The organism is Calditrichota bacterium, assembly GCA_016867835.1.
GTDB lineage: Bacteria > Electryoneota > AABM5-125-24 > Hatepunaeales > Hatepunaeaceae > VGIQ01.
The window spans coordinates 16,173-34,147 of the sequence record VGIQ01000007.1; the positions used below are offsets into that span (position 1 = coordinate 16,173).

17 protein-coding genes and 3 tRNA genes are annotated in these 17,975 nt (G+C 58.2%); 6 read left to right on the forward strand and 14 right to left on the reverse strand.

Annotation, left to right across the window (positions count from 1 at the left end; translation table 11 throughout):
* Positions 1–158: 158 nt before the first annotated feature.
* Positions 159–2,798: a signal peptide peptidase SppA gene (gene sppA / locus FJY67_01605; GenBank protein ID MBM3328155.1), complete on the reverse strand. Its 2,640-nt coding sequence runs from the start codon at positions 2,796–2,798 to the stop codon at positions 159–161.
* 86 nt (positions 2,799–2,884) lie between these two features.
* On the reverse strand, positions 2,885–4,180 hold the full coding sequence (gene purB / locus FJY67_01610) for an adenylosuccinate lyase (GenBank protein ID MBM3328156.1): 1,296 nt from the start codon (positions 4,178–4,180) through the stop codon (positions 2,885–2,887).
* Between the two features lie 193 nt (positions 4,181–4,373).
* Here purB and FJY67_01615 point away from each other — a divergent pair, with 193 nt between their 5' ends.
* A complete protein-coding gene (locus tag FJY67_01615) occupies positions 4,374–5,423 on the forward strand; it encodes a D-cysteine desulfhydrase family protein (GenBank protein MBM3328157.1) in 1,050 nt (349 codons plus the stop codon).
* Complete coding sequence (panB, locus tag FJY67_01620) at positions 5,420–6,229, forward strand: 3-methyl-2-oxobutanoate hydroxymethyltransferase (protein MBM3328158.1); 810 nt, start codon at positions 5,420–5,422, stop codon at positions 6,227–6,229. Before FJY67_01615 ends, panB begins: the two co-directional genes overlap by 4 nt.
* A 33-nt stretch (positions 6,230–6,262) precedes the next feature.
* Here panB and FJY67_01625 read toward each other — a convergent pair whose 3' ends face one another.
* Complete coding sequence (locus FJY67_01625) at positions 6,263–6,901, reverse strand: YigZ family protein (protein MBM3328159.1); 639 nt, start codon at positions 6,899–6,901, stop codon at positions 6,263–6,265.
* A gap of 40 nt (positions 6,902–6,941) precedes the next feature.
* On the opposite strand from FJY67_01625, the gene FJY67_01630 reads away from it, so the two are divergent.
* A complete protein-coding gene (locus tag FJY67_01630) occupies positions 6,942–7,382 on the forward strand; it encodes an arsenate reductase ArsC (protein ID MBM3328160.1) in 441 nt (146 codons plus the stop codon).
* Here FJY67_01630 and FJY67_01635 read toward each other — a convergent pair.
* Both FJY67_01635 and FJY67_01640 read right to left on the reverse strand, forming a co-directional pair.
* A complete protein-coding gene (locus FJY67_01635) occupies positions 7,370–8,479 on the reverse strand; it encodes an ATP-dependent 6-phosphofructokinase (GenBank protein MBM3328161.1) in 1,110 nt (369 codons plus the stop codon). The two genes, FJY67_01630 and FJY67_01635, sit on opposite strands and share 13 nt — an antisense overlap.
* Before the next feature lie 38 nt (positions 8,480–8,517).
* A complete protein-coding gene (locus tag FJY67_01640; protein ID MBM3328162.1) occupies positions 8,518–9,288 on the reverse strand; it encodes an ABC transporter ATP-binding protein in 771 nt (256 codons plus the stop codon).
* A 146-nt stretch (positions 9,289–9,434) separates the two neighbouring features.
* On the opposite strand from FJY67_01640, the gene FJY67_01645 reads away from it, so the two are divergent.
* A tRNA-His gene (locus tag FJY67_01645) sits at positions 9,435–9,511 on the forward strand.
* Between the two features lie 118 nt (positions 9,512–9,629).
* A tRNA-Glu gene (locus FJY67_01650) sits at positions 9,630–9,700 on the forward strand.
* Positions 9,701–10,230: 530 nt separating this feature from the next.
* On the opposite strand, the gene FJY67_01655 is transcribed toward FJY67_01650, so the two are convergent.
* From FJY67_01655 to FJY67_01665, 3 genes are all read right to left on the reverse strand, one after another.
* Entirely contained in the window at positions 10,231–10,602 is a 372-nt protein-coding gene (locus FJY67_01655) for a response regulator transcription factor (GenBank protein ID MBM3328163.1), read from the reverse strand.
* A gap of 380 nt (positions 10,603–10,982) precedes the next feature.
* Positions 10,983–12,635 carry a methylmalonyl-CoA mutase gene (locus FJY67_01660; protein MBM3328164.1) on the reverse strand — a complete coding sequence of 551 codons (1,653 nt, stop codon included), beginning with the start codon at positions 12,633–12,635 and terminating at the stop codon, positions 10,983–10,985.
* A 159-nt stretch (positions 12,636–12,794) separates the two neighbouring features.
* Positions 12,795–12,986: a hypothetical protein gene (locus tag FJY67_01665; GenBank protein MBM3328165.1), complete on the reverse strand. Its 192-nt coding sequence runs from the start codon at positions 12,984–12,986 to the stop codon at positions 12,795–12,797.
* Between the two features lie 311 nt (positions 12,987–13,297).
* Between FJY67_01665 and FJY67_01670 the strand changes: the two genes are divergently transcribed.
* Positions 13,298–13,777 carry a PEGA domain-containing protein gene (locus FJY67_01670; GenBank protein ID MBM3328166.1) on the forward strand — a complete coding sequence of 160 codons (480 nt, stop codon included), beginning with the start codon at positions 13,298–13,300 and terminating at the stop codon, positions 13,775–13,777.
* A gap of 129 nt (positions 13,778–13,906) precedes the next feature.
* Here FJY67_01670 and FJY67_01675 read toward each other — a convergent pair.
* From FJY67_01675 to FJY67_01700, 6 genes are all read right to left on the reverse strand, one after another.
* Positions 13,907–13,982: transfer RNA gene (locus FJY67_01675), tRNA-Thr, on the reverse strand.
* A 138-nt stretch (positions 13,983–14,120) separates the two neighbouring features.
* Positions 14,121–14,873: an enoyl-[acyl-carrier-protein] reductase FabL gene (gene fabL / locus FJY67_01680; protein ID MBM3328167.1), complete on the reverse strand. Its 753-nt coding sequence runs from the start codon at positions 14,871–14,873 to the stop codon at positions 14,121–14,123.
* The gene (locus FJY67_01685; GenBank protein ID MBM3328168.1) at positions 14,874–16,454 is read right to left on the reverse strand and encodes a site-specific DNA-methyltransferase; all 1,581 of its coding nucleotides are present in this window, start codon (positions 16,452–16,454) and stop codon (positions 14,874–14,876) included.
* Positions 16,423–16,833: a hypothetical protein gene (locus FJY67_01690; GenBank protein ID MBM3328169.1), complete on the reverse strand. Its 411-nt coding sequence runs from the start codon at positions 16,831–16,833 to the stop codon at positions 16,423–16,425. The genes FJY67_01685 and FJY67_01690 overlap by 32 nt, the downstream gene beginning before the upstream one ends.
* A gap of 44 nt (positions 16,834–16,877) precedes the next feature.
* Positions 16,878–17,549, reverse strand: a complete 672-nt coding sequence (locus tag FJY67_01695) for an NAD-dependent epimerase/dehydratase family protein (protein MBM3328170.1) — start codon at positions 17,547–17,549, stop codon at positions 16,878–16,880.
* 34 nt (positions 17,550–17,583) lie between these two features.
* Positions 17,584–17,964: a glyoxalase gene (locus tag FJY67_01700; protein MBM3328171.1), complete on the reverse strand. Its 381-nt coding sequence runs from the start codon at positions 17,962–17,964 to the stop codon at positions 17,584–17,586.
* Between the last annotated feature and the right edge of the window lie 11 nt (positions 17,965–17,975).

A 17,975-nucleotide genomic window follows, 5' to 3' on the forward strand; every position in this document is an offset into this window, starting at 1 on the left:
ACTAATATAGCAAGCCCACCCTGCAGTTGCAAGGTGGGCTTGCTAAAGTCAACTCTTCCACACCCAACCGACTATAGTGAGTGCCGTCGGGTGTCGCACCCGAAGGTCTGTGTCAGGTGAAGACACCTGACACCACAACCCGGCAGGACGTGTATTCGTCACTCTACCTTCAAAGTAACCGGCATCAGCATCAGGATTTCGCCATCCTTCCAGCGTGAATCGTCAGCGACCCGGTCGGCTAACGTTACGAGCGGCTCGGGCAGCGCCGCGCGGATGCGCGTATCGACCCAATCCGAGGCGATGCTGAAGCCCATCTTTGGTCGCGGATAGATGGCGATTTCATAGTGATCGCCCGGTCGGATGCCGCCCAGTTTGGCTGCCAATTCGATAGCCATATCGAGCCCGCCGGTAAGATCGACAAGGCCGTTCGATTTGCCATCGGTGCCGCTCCAGATGCGCCCCTGCCCAATGGCGTTGACGGCGGAGGTATCCATTCCCCGGCCCTCGGCGACGTGATTCACGAAGAGTTGGTAGAATTGGTTGATGTGCACACGCAGTTTTTCCCACTCCTCGTCGGTAAAGGGCCGCGACGCCCAATACATATCGGCGAATTTGCCGCGCTTGATGGTCTCCTGGTTCAGCGCGATCTTGCGATAGAGCCCGTCCACCGCAAACTTGCCCGAGATGACACCGATCGAGCCGGTTATTGTGTTGGGCAGCGCGATGATGGTGTCGGCGTGGCAGGCGATGTAGTAGCCTCCCGACCCAGCGACGTCAGACATCGAGACGATGATCGGCTTCTTGTTATCGCCCTCGTGATAACGTTTCACTTCGCGCAGAATGACGTCCGACGCCAGCCCCGATCCGCCGGGCGAGTCGATCCGGAAGACGACCGCAGCGACGTCGTCATCCTCACGAGCGTTCTTCAGCGCTCTGGCAACGGTGGCGCTGCCCATCGACTCCCCTCCGAAGAGCCCGCCGGATGACGACTCGCCGGAGGTGATTCCGCCGACCCCATAGACAATTGCGACCTTCCTGCCCCGGGCGTCACCCCACTCGGCGGGATAGGCTTTTCGTAAAGCATATTTCTTCTCGCTGGTGAATTTCGGCTTACGGTCATCCACCTTGAGCAAATCTTCGATCTGATCTTCATAGACGAGGCTGTCCACGAGTCCGTTCTTCAACGCCTCGGCGGCGCTAAAGGGACCCTTGTCGATCAGTTCTCGCATGTCGTCCTCGCTCATGGCGCGTCCGGCGGCGGCGGCCTTGACATACTCTTCGAAGAGGTCGTCAAGGATAGCATTAGTCGCTTCGCGCTGCCCGTCGGACATGTCTTCGCGGGTGAACATCTCGGATGCCGACTTATACTTGCCGATATGCTCGAGTTGCGGTTCGATGCCGATCTTCGCCAGTGTGCCTTTGACAAAGATGCCCTGGGCGGCAATGCCGTCGATCATCAAGCCGCCGCCGGGAGCCAGATAGATTTTATCTGCCACCGATGCAAGGTAATAGGCGCCGTCGCTGCCGTCTTCGAGGTAAGCCACGACCTTCTTGCCGGAGGCTTTGAACTTTTCGAGCGAGTTGCGCATCTCCTGTAACTTTGCCCACCCGGCTTCAACGCTCCAGATCTTGAGGACGACGCCTTCGGTATCGGGGTCTTTTTCATAGCGGGAGAGACTCTTCTGAAAGCCGAAGATTGTCCGGTGGCGGCTCGCGAATAGGAAGCCGCCCGTCGGGTTCATTTCGACAACCGGACCGCGCAAGTTGACGACGACGTACCGGCGCTCTTTCTTACGCAGAACGGTCGGATGATGAAAGTGGCTGCTATAGATGTAACTAACCCCGGCTAGGCGCCCGTTTTGCGACTCCTGCTGATAGTTGCCGAGTCCGGCGTGTCCGAAACTGAGTTCCAGTCCGCCTGAAAGCCGCGCGTCGTGCGCTAAAAAACCTTTGCGTTCGGGCGAGAAATCGATCTTTACCGCAATTCCGGGGACGACCTTCCAGGCCGCGCCGAAAGTGAGGTCGAGGTTGTCAAGGTAGGCTTCCTTATCGATTCCGGCAGTCGGATTGGCATCGACCTTCTCGGCACGGGCATCGGCGAAGATCGTCAGTCGGTCGCCGGTTCCATACCTGGCCATCCCGGGCAGAGCCAGGGGCCGGAAGGAAATCCCGGCATCATAGACGACCGGCTGCTTTTGACCATTTAGGCGCGGTTCATTAACCCCCCGCGCTACAAAGCCGTAGGATAGATACCGGAGCGGCCGCCCGAGGTATCCGAGATCCCAGGTGTTCTGTCGGTCGATGCGGGTGGTCCAACTGTAGGCAAATCCAAAGTAATTACCGTCATCGCCCGTGCCCAGACCCCAGGTGTAGCGCCGTCGGTTGCCGTCAAGCCGGATGCCGTTCCAGTCGAGGGTGTCGGGAAGCACCTCCATCGCAAAGCCAAAGCCGGTTCCGCCTGTGACGTAACCCCAGTTGCCGTAGATTCCCCGCTCGCGGTAGGGAAGCAGGAAGTAATCGGTCCAACCATTCTGAACGCCGAGCCCGGCAGGATTGACGAGGATCGAGAGGGCGTCATCGGTCATTGCGACCGACTTTTGCGGCAATGCGAGCCAGCCCGGTTGAAGACCCTGCGTAAACCCCGGTGACGACACCAGGAATAGCAGCGCAGAAGTTGGCAGTATCCATTTGAGAGCGCGGAACATAAGGGAACTCCAGATAATAAGATGTGGCACTCGGCCTTGTTCAGACCGGCTTACGGCAGGTGGAAGTCGACTGCCCGCCTGCTTATCAAACATTATAGACAGGGCTAACGGGCGAATGGTTACACCAGTGGCGGGCAACTGCAATCCGATCGACAGATAGCGCCTGTCGTCGTCACTGGTCAGATTTGAATGCCGAGCCTTTCGAAGGGCAGGCTCGAGCGCTTTAGCACAGCCATATCGTCGAAGACCTCGCTCAGCCGGTCGCCTAGCGCGGCGCGGATGGCGTCGTCGGAGGCGGCTCGCTCGGCAAGGGTCGGGCCGCCCTCCCGGGCGGCGAGAGCATGCTTCTGAACGCGAGCGTAGATATCGTCATCGTCGATCCCAGTGATCCGGAGGGCGGTCATTAGCGCGCCCGAGCCCATCAGCCCCCGATCGCGCTCGACATCAGCGCCCATTTTCGCAGTATCGACCTTCCAGTTTTGCACCAGATAGACAGCTTTGTCGAGCATATACCAAAGGAGCGAGGTCGCATCGGGCAGGATCACGCGTTCGACTGAGGAATGGCTGATGTCCCGCTCGTGCCAAAGCGCGACGTCTTCAAGCGAAGCACCGGCATAACCCCGCAGGAGCCGCGAGAGTCCGCAAAGTTGTTCGGCGGTTACCGGGTTCTTCTTGTGCGGCATCGCCGACGACCCGCGCTGGCCTTCGGCGAAATGCTCCTGCAATTCCTCGACCTCGCTATGCGCCAGAAGCCTGAGGTTTAGCGCGAGCCGTTCGACCAGCGTCCCGACGATAGCGATGCGGCAGACGACGACGGTGTGCCGGTCGCGTGGAATAACCTGCGTAGCAACCGGTTCGGGGCGAAGGCCGAGGCGGCTCAGGACGCGCCCCTCCTGCTCCGGTGTAATTGCCGGGAAGGTTCCCGCCGCACCCGAGAGTTTGCCGGTCGTGATCTCCTCGACTGCGGCTTCAAGACGCGAAACATCCCGGTCGCACTCGGCGACATAGCCGCAGAGGACCCAGCCGAAGGTGATCGGCTCAGCATGGACTCCATGCGTCCGCCCCGGCATCAAGGTCAGGCGGTGCTTGATCGCCTCCGCAACAAGGGCTTCGCGAAGCGCTTTCAACCGCTCGAGGATCAACCGGCCGGCTTCCACCAGAGCCATTGAGAGTGCGGTATCGACGACGTCGTAGGAGGTCAATCCGAGGTGGAAATAGCGTTTATCGGGGCCGAGCGAATCGCCGACAGACTGGGTGAAGGCGATCACGTCGTGGCGCGCGACGGCTTCATAGCGGGCAACAGCCTCGAGGTCGAAGCGGGCATTCAGGCGCATGCGGTCAGCCGCTTCCTTCGGAACGATGCCATCCTCGGCGAGGACGTCGGTTACGGCAAGTTCTACCGCGAGCCATCGCTGAAGGCGGGCTTCGTCGGACCAGAGCACGGCCATTTCTGGTGGTGTGTAGCGGGGGATCACTGAGTCCTTTATACGAGTGAGACGGAACAGAAGCCTTATCGGTGGTGCAGGATGCCATAATTTAGCAATTTCATCTTGGAGTGGCAAGATTGTGGACGATGCCTCACCGGTTAACTGAGTGTAGATCTTGACTCATGATGGAATGATGTGGCAGGTTTGTCAGTCCTTCAACCCTTAAGCCCTCCGTCTTGCGATGCCAATGAGCATTGTCCGTGCCGGGGCGGGAGCGTATATTATGCCTTCATCAATGGGAGCAAGACCAATCATCACGCCGTTGAAACTGGCACTTGCGCCGACTCCGGTGCACCGTCTAACTCGACTTTCGTCCTTATGGGGAGGGGATTTTTGGGTCAAGCGGGACGACCTGACCGGCACCGAACTCTCCGGCAGCAAAGTGCGCAAACTGGAATATCTGGTCGCCGATGCACTCGCCTCGAACGCCGACACCTTGATAACCTGTGGCGGCGTTCAGTCGAATCATAGTCGCGCAACGGCAGCCGTTGCGGCAAGATTAGGCCTTAGGTGCCGGCTGCTATTGCGCGGCACTGAACCTTCAGCGTGGGAAGGCAATTACCTCCTCGACCGCCTCTTCGGCGCTGAGACGGTCTTTCTCAGTGCTGCAGATTACTATGACAACCTTGACGCCCGACTTGAGGATCAAGCCGACGCCGTCCGCAAGGCTGGAGGCCGTCCCTACGCCATCACCGAGGGCGGATCCAATGCCCTGGGAGCGATGGGGATGGTGGCAGGACTGCGAGAACTGAAGACACAGTGCGATGCCGAAGGAATCCGCCCCGACCGGATCGTCGCTGCTGCCGGTTCAGGCGGCACTCACGCCGGGCTCTTCGTCGGAACTAAACTGACCAACTGGCCGGTCGAGATCGTCTCGGCGGCAGTCAGTTATGATCGCAACGAGACCATCCACCGGATAGCCGGCGTCGTTCGTGATATGCAGATCAGGTTCGACCTTGGGTTCGACTTCGACGAATCGGAGATCGTAGTGAACGACCGTTATCTCGGTCCCGGCTATGCGCTGTCGGATCCGGAGGAATGGGTGGTCATCAAGGAGGTAGCCCGGGCGGAAGGCATCGCCCTCGATCCGGTCTATACTGGGAAAGCGCTCTGGCTGATTCATGAAGAGACGACAGCCGGACGAATGCCGGGTACAACGCTCTACTGGCACACCGGCGGCGTCTTCGGGCTCTTCCCTTTCGCCAACGAACTGGTTGGAGCCTTCAAATGAACGGCGTCTCGAAACCGGTTACCATCCAGGATATCCTGAAGATGAAGGGCGTCACGAAAATCGCCGCGCTGACCGCCTACGATGCGACCTTCGCCCGGCTCTTCGACGAAGCCGGCCTCGATGTGATTCTGGTCGGCGACTCGCTCGGAATGGTGATTCAAGGACACGACACGACCCTGCCGGTGACGCTCGATGAGATGATCTATCACACCCGCATCTGTTCGCGCGGCGTCAAGCGGGCGCTGCTAATCAGCGATATGCCGTTCATGACATATCAGGCGTCCGTCGAACAGGCCCTGGTCAATTGTGCGCGATGTATCAAGGAAGGCGGAGCGCGGGCAGTCAAGTTAGAGGGTGGTGAAGAGATCGCACCGACCATTCACCGGCTCGTTGTCAGCGGCATACCGGTGATGGGGCATATCGGAATGCAGCCCCAGCGGGTGAATGAATATGGCGGCTATTCGCTCCAGGGCAGGAATCCGGATGAAGCCGAGCATATCATGCGCGACGCGCTCGCGGTTCAGGCTGCGGGGGCTTTCGCGATAGTGCTCGAGAAGATCCCGACTTCACTGGCAGGGCAAATCACCCGCGACCTGCGCATCCCGACCATTGGAATCGCGTCCGGACCGGAGTGTGACGGTCAGATTCTCGTCTCCTATGACATGCTCGGACTCGCCGACCAATTCAAATTTCGCTTCGTCCGGAGATACCTCGAAGGAGCCCAACTGATCCGCGATGCGGTGAAGGCATACGCCGGCGACATTCGGGCCGGCAAGTTTCCGAGTGCGGAAGAGTCGTTTGAGTAAGGTGCTTTGCGCCAATTTGCAAAGTCCAAACAATCATGACTGTTCCACCGATCGACCTACCTGCTCTTCGACAAGCAACTCCCGGAATCGGTCGGCTGATTCGTAGGGAAGGGTGAGTTTGACGAAGACACCAGACTCGCAGTAGGAGCAGTCGCCAAGACGTCCACCGACCTTGCCGGCGATGCGTTCGATCCGGCCGATATGATCGAAGTCGGCTTCGACGACAAGGGAAGTCACTCTTTCGACCGCTCGCTTTGGCAGCAACTCGATAGCCCCGGCGGTTGCAGCGCTGTAGGCTCGAATCAACCTGGCGGTCTCCAGTTTCGTCCCGCCGAACCAACGACTCACCACTACCAAGACCTGCCTCATTTTCGCCTTCTGCAGTTCATGCAGGATAGGCCGCCCCGCGGTGCCGGACGGCTCGCCCTCGTCGGAGCAGCGTTCGACCGGATCGGCACCATCGCCAACGAAATAAGCCCAGCAGTTATGTGTCGCGTCGTGATGGCGTCGGGAGCGGGCCGCAAGAGCGGTCTTTGCTTCGTCTTCGCTGCCTACTCCTATCGCCCAGGCGAGAAACTTCGACCCCCGCAACGACAGCCTGAATTCGCTTTCGCCGTCCGGAACGAGGATTCCTAATGTCTTGCTAACCGGAGGGATTATCTTGGAGGGCATTGGAAGGAAGGTTCAAGTGGGTAGAATAGACGTGTCCAAGATAGAGAATGTATCAGAGCAGGGGCGGCGGGTGCTGATCCTCTGCACCGGAAACAGTTGCCGCAGCCAGATCGCCGAAGGGCTGATCAATTATTATCGGTCGCCCGGTTGGCAGGCATTCTCGGCCGGGATCAAGCCGTCGCGGCTTAATCCTCGCGCGGTTGAAGCGATGCAGGAGATCGGCATCGACATCTCGGCGCAACGCTCCAAGTCGCTCTACGAGTTCACAGAGCAGCCGTTCGACCTCGTGATCACGGTCTGCGATGATGCAGCAGAGAACTGTCCGGTTTTCCCCGGAAACAGGGAACGTTTGCATATTTCGATCCCCGATCCGGCACCCTTCACCAGTCTTCCCCGCGCCCGGGCGATGCAACACTTTCGCCTCACGCGGGACATGATCAAGGAGAAGGTGTTTGAAGCCTTGGACCGCTATTCGGACTGATTCGAGTCGGGTCGGCCGAACTCCGTGCCGAGTCGTTCGGCAGCGAGGACAACCTGACCATCGGGATCGACGCGCTTCATTTGGCCGATAGCCTTTTCGATTTCGACTTCCTCGATCGCGCGTCCTCGCAAGGCTACCATATAGCCAAACTTCTCCTGGGCGATAAGTTCGACCGCAGCCACGCCGTAGCGAGTGCCGAGGATGCGGTCGAAGGCGTTTGGCGATCCGCCGCGCTGCAAGTGTCCCAACACGACGACCCGGGTTTCGATGCCGGTCTGCTCTTCTACCTGATGAGCGACGGAGTGGCCGATTCCGCCGAGCCGGACGTTCTGATAGCCGGCCTTGGCTTCGGCCTGGATAATCCGATCGCCTCCTAACTGGGTCGCGCCCTCGGCGGCGACGATTATGCTGAACCGTCGGCCGGTCAGCCGCCGCTGCTTTACTTTGTTGCAGACCCTGCGGATGTCGAAGGGGATTTCCGGAATCAGGATGACGTCGGCGGCGCCGGCGATGCCCGACTCGAGGGCGATCCAGCCGGCATCGCGGCCCATCACCTCGACCACCATTACCCGGTTGTGGGATTCGGCCGTCGTCTGCAGTCGGTCGAGCGCATCGGTGGCGGTATCGACAGCCGTAGAAAAGCCAAAGGTCACATCGGTCGCGGAGAGGTCGTTGTCGATGGTCTTAGGGACGCCGACGACGGGCACTCCGAGGCGGTGCAGTTCACTGGCGATGGCGAGGGTTCCATCGCCGCCGATGCAGACTACGGCGTCAAGGCCGAGCACCCGGATGTTCTCGACGACCAGCGGGCTCATGTCCTTGACCACCTGCTGCCCGTTTTCGACGACGACGTGCTTGAAGGGGTTGCCGCGGTTGGTGGTGCCGAGGATCGTCCCGCCGCGCGACAGGATGCCGTGAACGTCGTCGATCGACATATAGCGGAGGTTGCGGGCGTAGATCAGCCCGTCGAATCCGTCTTCGATGCCGACAACGTCCCACTGGTGGTGCAGTTTCGCCGTCCGGACGACAGCCCGGATGACGGCGTTGAGGCCGGGGCAGTCGCCCCCCCCGGTCGAGATACCGATCTTGCGGATCAAGTTTGCCTCCTGTTGTCGACGCTTGTTGCGCCGAAGGTCTATTCTCCCGAACCTGACGTAAGTTCAATGAAGGCGTCCTCCAGCCGGCCGGCTTCACGGCGGATTTCTGCTACCGGCCCGCAGGCGATCAGTTCGCCCCGATGGATGATCCCCACCCGGTCGCAAAGTTCCTCGGCATCGGCAAGCGTGTGGGTGGAGAGCATCACCGTGCCACCCGCTTCTACGAAATCTCTCAGGATGCGCTTGACCAATCGCATTCCGGCTGGATCGAGACCGACCATCGGCTCGTCGATCAGGATCACCTGTGGGCGATGCAGAAAGGCCGAAGCCATCACCAGCCGCTGCCGCATGCCGTGTGAGTAGCCGGCGCAACGGCGGTCCGCCCAATCCCGCACCTCGAACCGGTCGAGCAACTCGCGGACGACCTCCACGGTGGCATTGCCGTTCAACTTGTGCAGACCGGCGCAGTAGTGCAGAAACTCCCGACCGGTAAGGCTATCGTAAATATAGGAATTATCCGGAATGAATCCGATGCACTGCTTGGCAGGTATCGGGTCGGTTTGAATGTCATGGCTGCAGACGAGCACCCGTCCGGAGGTCGGTATCACCAGGCCGACAGCCAGTTTCATGGCGGTCGTCTTGCCGGCGCCATTGGGGCCGAGGCAGCCGAAGAGTTCGCCGCGCTGCACTTCAAGATTAAGCGCCTTTAGCGCTACAACCTCACCATAGGTCTTGGCGGCGTCGATATAGACCAGACCGGGTGATGCGGCAGTAGTGTCAGCGGGATGGTGGACTATGGTGCTTTCCATCTGCCCAATAATATACCGCACCTTAGGCTTTCAGTCAACCGGGTTCAAGGCTCCCAAAATTGGCAGCCAGCGACGAGCCATCGCCCACTGCCTTGACGACCGAAGAGGCAGGCATTATATTGCTTGGATATAGAGAATGGGGAATGGTGGGTGTAGCTCAGTCTGGTTAGAGCGCCAGGTTGTGGCCCTGGAGGCCGTGGGTTCAAGTCCCATCACTCACCCAAATGCCGAATTAAGAATGTAGAATGCTGAATGAAAAATGAACCAATCCCACTGTGAGTAGCACCCCATAGGAATTGTCGTTCATTCTGCACTATGATTCTACGTTCTAAATTAGATCTGGCCTCATCGTTCAGTGGTAGGACACGAGGTTTTCGACCTTGCGACGGGAGTTCGATTCTCCCTGGGGCCACTTTGGAAGGTTGATGACGAGGTAATGGTGTAGTGTAGTCTGGTAGAAACAGGAAGTGCCGGGAACGGAGGTCTATGGACGCCGGTCCCGGCAAGTTCTTTTGGGGAGTCCGCTAACTGGCAACGACCATTCGATCCCTGGTGTGGGAGCTGTCCCGCCCCCTAAGCCGCATCGTGTCATACCGCCTTCTTCTCTATTTGATCATACTTATGCGCGCTTGATTACTAGAGCACTTGAACACTTGATCACTTCTTATAAAAGATCGCCCCCCGGCCAAGAGGGAGTGAGACCGGGGGGCGTGGCACTACCAATCAGCGGTTGGTAGCCCGACAATCCATATTTCACAATCGAATGAAGTCATCCGTTTGGTGATAACCTTGATCCAGCGATAGGCGTTTGCTGTTTTCACCTCTGGGGTGGAAGCCAATGGTGTGGAAGCCAATTGTGCGGTCAGATGTCCTCATCTGACCGCTCCGCCGTCGGATGTCCCCATCCGACGGCACACTTACCGCCGGATTAGGGTGATAACTTCACTGAACTGACTCCATCAAATGATTCACCTTGCCGATCAACTCCTCTGGATCGCAAGGCAGTTCAATCTGATCAAGCCATTCTCCCGGAACCGACACTGGCGGGCTGTTGCGTCGTCCCAACAACAACACCGGAAGGCGCAGATTACTTTCGTGCATACGCTGCAAAGTCTGCAAGAGGGGGGTATCATGACCGGGCGACCCAAGCACAGCCAGATCGAATGGCGTCTCGGTGCCCTGGAACGTGGAGAGCAGATAGAGGAAACGCTCATCATCCTCGACCGCGGTTACCCCGTGGCCGGCGGTTGACATAAGGAACGTCAGAGCCGTGCGTGTGATTGGCTCTTCTGTGAGCAGGAGGACTCGCTTCATGATCCAACTTCTCAATGGTGGATTCGAATACGTGCATGCTGAACTTCCCTCAGGAATCCGCTTCCAACCTCCACTAATTCTTTAAGCAATCTCCCTGCCAAGTCAGTATAGTGTTAATATTATGATAATGCTAATGTTAATGTCACACTGGAAAGTCTAACCCTGCTCATATTATGGGCAACTGGAGATGATGCCGGAAGGGATCATCTTGATGTTTGATAATGATTATTAGGAAGTTACGATATTGACTTCAGCGCTTATTGTGCAAGTGATGTGGATCACAAAAAACGAACAATGTTTGGAGATGAAAGGCGGAAGGAACCCAAGGCTATTGCCCCTGTTCCTTCCGCCTTTCGCATTCTTCCAACTATCTATGTCGCTTAGAAGAAGGCGGCCTCGCGATATTCGCCAAAGGCTTCGCGGAGCACTCCGATCATTTCGCCGAGGGTGCAGTAGTCATGGGCGCACTCAATCAAGACCGGCATGGTATTCTCGTTCGAGCGTGCCGCATCAGCAAGCCGCCCCAGCGACCGGCGGACGGCAGAGTCGTCGCGACGCTGCCGAACCTCTTGCAAACGTTCGAGTTGATGCCGTTGATCCTCTTGGGTGATCTTGAGAATCGGAATGTCGATCACCTCATCGGATTCAGTATAACCGTTGACGCCGACCATCACGCGCTTGCCCGATTCGAGTTCCATCTGGTGGCGGTATGCCGCCCGGGCGATCTCGCGCTGGAAGAAACCGGCTTCGATCCCGGCAATGACCCCACCGATCTCGTCGATCTTCTCAAAGTAAGCCTCCGCTTCTGCCTCCATCCGGTCGGTCATCGCTTCGATGAAATATGAGCCGCCGAGCGGGTCGATGGTGTTGGCAACGCCGGTCTCGCAGGCGATCACCTGCTGGGTCCGGAGGGCGATCTTGGCAGCTCTGTCGGAAGGCAGGGCGAGGGTCTCGTCCATGGAGTTGGTGTGGAGCGATTGCGTCCCGCCGAGGACTCCGGCAAGGGCTTCGATCGCGGTGCGGACGATGTTGTTCTCGGGCTGCTGAGCGGTGAGGCTGCAGCCGGCGGTTTGGGTGTGAAAGCGGAGCATCCAACTGCGCGGCGACTGAGCCTTATACCTGTCGTGCATCTTGTGCGCCCAGATGCGTCGCGCCGCGCGGTATTTGGCGATTTCCTCGAAGAAGTCGATATGGGCGTTGAAAAAGAAACTGAGCCGGGGAGCAAACTCATCGACAGCAAGACCGCGTTCGAGGGCCGCCTCGACATAAGCCATCCCGTCGGCGAGGGTGAAGGCGAGTTCCTGGGCGGCGGTCGAGCCGGCTTCGCGAATATGATAGCCGGAGATGGAAATGGTGTTCCATTCAGGCATTTCACGAGTGCCAAACTCAATGGTGTCGGTCACCAGACGCATCGATTCGCGCGGCGGGAAGATGTATTCCTTTTGCGCGATGTATTCCTTCAGAATGTCGTTCTGGATGGTGCCGCGGAGTTTTCGCCTCGTGGCGCCCTGCTTTTCGGCGGCGGCGATGAACATCGCCCAGATGATCGAGGCGGGGCTGTTGATGGTCATCGAGGTCGAGACTTTTTCGAGCGGGATACCGTCGAAGAGGACTTCCATATCGCGCAGCGATGAGACAGCGACACCGCACTTGCCAACTTCGCCTTCCGACCAGGGATCGTCGGAGTCGCGGCCCATCAGGGTTGGCAGGTCGAAGGCGACCGAGAGACCGGTTCCCCCCTCTGCGAGGAGATACTTGTAGCGGCGGTTGGTCGCTTCGGGCGTGGCGAACCCGCTGAACATCCGCATCGTCCAGAGTTTACCGCGGTAGTGGGTGGGATGGACGCCGCGGGTGTAGGGAAACTGGCCGGGATAGCCGAGTTTCGTCTCCGGCGACCAGCCCGGGAGGTCGTCCCAACCGACCAGCGGCGGGACCTCGGCCGACGAAACGGTAGTGAAGAGCGTATCGTCGCGCTTAACGCCGGCATCGAATGCGGCTTGCCAGCGGGCACGGGGGGTGGATGTATCGGACATGGGATGCTGATGATAATGCTGATGATGATCCAAGAGCGACTTTACTGTTCGCCTATGCTCGCTGAAGCGGATTGCAGCTATCTCCGGCAAATCAAGACGAACCTTAATTACCCTTAAGATAATATTCAGGGTGTTCGTATCCAAACCGACCGGGTTTGCCTACCGCAGCACGACCGCCTTGGTGCGCAGGATCTGTCCACCGGTGCGCACCTCCACCAGATAAATCCCCGGCACGCCCCAGACGTGCCGGTATAAAGCCGTAGGGGCAAGAAGCGTTGCATATTGCAATATACGACCCAGTTGGGCGTCGTCATAGGGTAGTTGGAGGGCTATATGGCAAGAGTGTGGCACGTGGACGGGAAGGGAAGATTCCGGAGGAAGTCCCAAGCTTTTTTGGTTGGTGGCAACAATGCAACGTCAAAGGCTTGATTTTTGCGATAGATCACTGTATGATTGCACTGTCTTACGCAAGCGCCGCCCGACATTCTGGCGGACGCATCTCACCTAAGATCCTGGCGCGGGTAGCCTGCACCCTCCTACGGGTGTAGGCCTCTGGTGCTAATGGTGTGATATGCGTCTGCTTGCGTAAGACACAAGGACAGGCTATCGGCGCCCTTGCGCCGGAGGCCTCTTTCTCAGTGTCTCACCTGCAAGGAGGTCGTATGCGAAGGCTTCTTCCGTTTGTAGCCCTCCCGATGGCGCTTCTCTTTGGCTGTGCCACCATCCTCACCGGAACCAGCCAAAATGTCAACATCTCCAGTGCGCCCGCCAAAGCGAGAGTCACAATCGACACGCGGTATATGGGCGAAACTCCGGTTGTGGCGGAACTCAAGAAAGGCGAGAATCACACGATTCTTGTTGAGATGGAAGGATATGAAACTGCAGCAATTGCGGTTTCAAAATCTGTGAATGGCTGGTGGATTGTCGGAGATGTCGTGCTTATGTCCTACCTCTTCTGGCTTGGGCTGGGCATCGACTTCGCGACCGGCGCAATCTACAAACTTACGCCGGACAATATCGACGTGAACCTCCGAAAAACTATCGGCGCAAGCATGGAAGGAGGTTCTTTAACCATCTGTGTCATCATGAACCCGGATCCGTCTTGGGTCTCAATCGGACAACTGAAACCACTTAAGCACTGAAGTATCTCAGCCGCACCGCCCTCTCCGCTCGTCCGGAGGGGGCGGCTGCGCAAGTAGTACTACCGAATTGACCGGTCGGGATACCGAACCTGTCAATTAAGGCGGACAAGATTGGTTTGACCCCCCCTTTCGAGCCACCGATAGGAATCGAACCTACGACCTGATCATTACGAATGACCTGCTCTACCGACTGAGCTACGGTGGCTGAACAAAGTGAGCAAGTGAGAAAGTAAGCAAGTGAGCAAGTCCAATCAAGCCCGGTGCGGGCCGAGAGGGCTTTCCCCTGCACTTTCGCACTCGCCTACTCACTCACTCGCTTACTCGCCCACTCGCTTACCTCAATCTACGCCACAATGGAATAACCTCCATCGACCACAATCGACTGTCCCTGAATCATCCGTGCCCGGTCGCTGCAGAGGAGGATCACCACATCGGCCACGTCATCGGGTGTCAGAAGCCGTCGCGCCGGGACCCTAAGGCGGGTGTTTTCGAGAATCTCCTCGCGGTTGGGGAAGTGCTTTAAGGCCTCGGTATCGACGGCTCCAGCCTGAACGGTGTTGACATTGATGCCGCAAGGCGCCATTTCGACTGCCAGATGCCGCACCAGCGATTCGAGAGCGGCTTTGGAAGCGCCTACCGCGGCGTAGTTCTCAATCGCCCGCACCGCGCCGAGGCTCGAGACCGCTATGATATGCCCTCCCGTTTTCATTAGTCGTGCGGCCCCTTGAGCCAACGGCAGCAGGGCTCGCGCATTGATGTTCATCGCCCAATCGAAGTGTCGCGTGGTCAACTGATACGATGGCTTGAGAACCCCCGAAGCGGCATTGGATACAAGGATGTCGAGCCGGCCATATTCCTGTTCGATCTGATCGAAGAGCACTTCGATTTCGGCATCCTCGGCAACATTCGCTTTCACCACCAGGCAGCGGACGCCCCGCGACCGAATCGACTTGGCCGTCGCTTCAGCCTCGGATTTTTTGCGCAGGTAGTTGATCACGAGATGGACGCCGCAGTCGGCCAGGGCCAGCGAGATTGCCTTGCCGATGCCGCGCGACGACCCGGTTACAAGTGCTACCCGGTTATGGAGTTCATGCATCTAATCCGCCCAGTTGATGGAGGTAGTGATTTCACGTTCGGCGAGTTGGAGACCTGCCGACCTATGAGTTACGCTTGTGTCGGGCAGTCGCGGCAGGCGTCCGGAAAAGTAATCCTCAATCGAGAGAATTTGCAGGACCGGATAGTCCGCCGCGCCGCCAGGGAGTTTCCACTTGCCCAAGGCGGCGGATTCGGTGAGCATGCCCTTGGTCGGTTCTTCGAGCACAATCATCAAGCCCAGCGGTGCGCCGTCGCGATCCATCACCGCCTTCAATGCCCGGACATCCTTCGGTTGGTAACCGCCGCCCTTCACTTCGATAATGATCTTGTGATACTTGTGATCGAAATCCCGAAAAAAGAGCACTCCATCCACACCGCGGTCTCCTCCGCCGCGGCTGGCTCGCGACTGTCCGCCGACCAGCGAAACCGCCCACTTTTGAAACTCTATCGGGGACTGCTGAAAGAGAATCCGCGCATCGGCAATCGAACGCGGTATGCCGAATTCGCGATACTTCGCCTGCGGGAACTCCCCGGCCAGTCGTTCCTTGATCTTGCCGACAGCGAGGTATGTAATATCGATACCGATCCATCGGCGGCCCAATTTCTCGGCCGCAACAACTGCCGTTCCGCAGCCGCAGAACGGATCCAACACCATATCGCCCGAGTTGGACGAGGCCTTGATTATGCGCTCAAGAAGTGCAAGCGGCTTCTGCGTAGGGTAGCCGAGACGCTCCTTGGCTTGGGAATTGAGATAGTCAATGATCCAAACGTCCGGAGCGATAGTCATCTCGGTCTTCGGTTCGACAATTCGGGCGAATTCGTTCAATTTTAGCCGACCGTCATTGACTGCTGCATCGACTTTATCTTGATCATAGATAATAAGTTGCGGTTTGCGCACCCCGTCGATAGGGACCGTGTTCCGATCCCATCCCCGCTTGTGCTTGCGCAATTGACCTTCGGTAGGTAAAACCTCAATCTGGTTGATGCTGTGATCATCAGAGTGAGAATAGAAGAGCAGCACGTCGTGCATTCTTTGAAAGCGTTTTGAAGATGCCGTCCATCGCCTGTAGTGCCAGATTATCTCATTGCGAAACGACCGCTTCCCGAACACATGGTCGAGCACAATCTTCAAGTAATGGCTTGCGGTCGGGTCGCAGTGCAGATAGAGCGCGCCGGTCGGCTTCAGGACGCGGTGCATTTCGACCAGCCGGATTGCCATCATCGCGAGGTAAGCCATCAGGTCGGTCTCGTCGAGGAATGACTTGAAAGCGCGCATCGTCTCCTTTAGCGACGCCGGAGCCGCCGGACTCCGCATCAGGTCGTCGTAGGCGTCCTGGGCGGTTTCACCCCAACTCCAGGTGTCGTTGAAGGCCTCGATCTGCGACGCCGGTTCGCGGCCCGTCTTGTCGTGAAAGATGACATTATAGACGCGCTTCGAGTTGAACGGAGGATCGAGGTAGATCAGATCGACCGATTCGTCGGCGATGCACCTTCGAAGGATGTCGAGATTGTCCCCGTAGTAGAGTTCGTTGTCGGGCAGTCTATCCTCCTTATCCATTGATAGGATCCCGCACCCGGACATTTATGGTGTCGCTGAAGGAGTCGCGATTCTGCGCGTCCCGGAGGGCGCCCTTGATGACGCAATTGCCCTCCTTGCGCCCGATGAAGATCACCTGCGTCGCAAAGCCGGTCGCCGAGTCGGGCTCGGTTACCGCGGTCGATGTAACCTGCCCGACCGAATCGGGCGTTACCGAGAACCAGACGCGCACCCCGCGCTGGATCTCTCCGACCCCGTCGCGCACTTCACCCCGCAGCGGGATGTTGGTGTTGATGTCGACCTCGGGAGGAAAACCGTGAAGGGCGATATCGATGCCGTAGAGCGGACCGGTCGGCGGCGGTCTGCGCGTATTGCACTCTGAACCGCTCAGGACAGCAAGTCCAATACCCGCCACGATAGTCATTATGAGAACTCGACGAACCATTGTGAGTTGTTCTTATGATGCTGTTAACGACACGCTTCCATCGCCGCTGACAATTGCACAATGTCGCGGCTGGAGAGTATCTGGCGATCGGACTTACCCAAAGCTGCCGCGATCATTGCCCGGCCGATCTGAGAGGTTGTGCATACCCATCGGGGCATAAGCAGGCGAAGAAGCGGATAGAACAGATCGCTAAATTGATAAATGAAATAGGATGGACGAACGCCTTTTTCGGGGTGTATGTAGCCGGGCCGAAAGATGTGAAGCCGCTCGAAAGGCAGGGTGCTCATCAATTGTTCAGCCTCGCCTTTCACCCGCACCCACATCAGGCGACTCGGCCGGGTCGGATCGACCCCTTCACCGGAAAGGAAGCACATCGCCAGACCGGGCGAACGTCTCACGAGGATTGCTCCCAGTGCGGCGGCATACTCGACCGTGATCCGTCGGTAGTTGGCTTCCCTCATCATACCCACCTTGACGCCGAGGCAGTAGAAGCAGGCATCGAGGCCGGTCAGTTCACGCTCCAGCGGTGAAAAGTCGAGAAAGTCCCGGTGCAGGATTTCGGTGATCTTCGGATGCTGCTTCCCGCACGACCGCCGTCCGACGATAAGGACGCTTTCGACGAAATCGCTCTCGAGGCATTCGATCAGAACCCCGCTGCCGATCATGCCGGTTGCGCCGGTAATGAGGACTCTCATCGGGGATCATGATCGAGGGCGGGCAACTCCGGTCCTATATCGCTTCGCCAACTGCGACGACATGCCCGTCGGGATCGAGCAGATAACCGGCTCTATGCCCCCAATCGCGTTCTTCGACGGGGAGCACCGCCCGGGCGCCAGCTTCCCGAGCGCGCGTGAAATATGCTGCCGCATCCGATACAGTCAAATAGAGTTCACAGCGCGGCGTCTGAGTCTCCCAATCTTCACCCGGCAGAGCATCACCAAGCAGTCTTCGTATGCCTCGAATTGGCATCAAGCCGAGCACGGCGCCGCCCGGCAGGGTGAATTCGGTCATACCGGGAACATCCAACGTCGGTGCAGAATCAAGAAAACGGGCATAGAAATCCGCACTCGCCTTCTGATCGGCTACATAGATGATGAAGTTCACACCCATCACCACCGGGG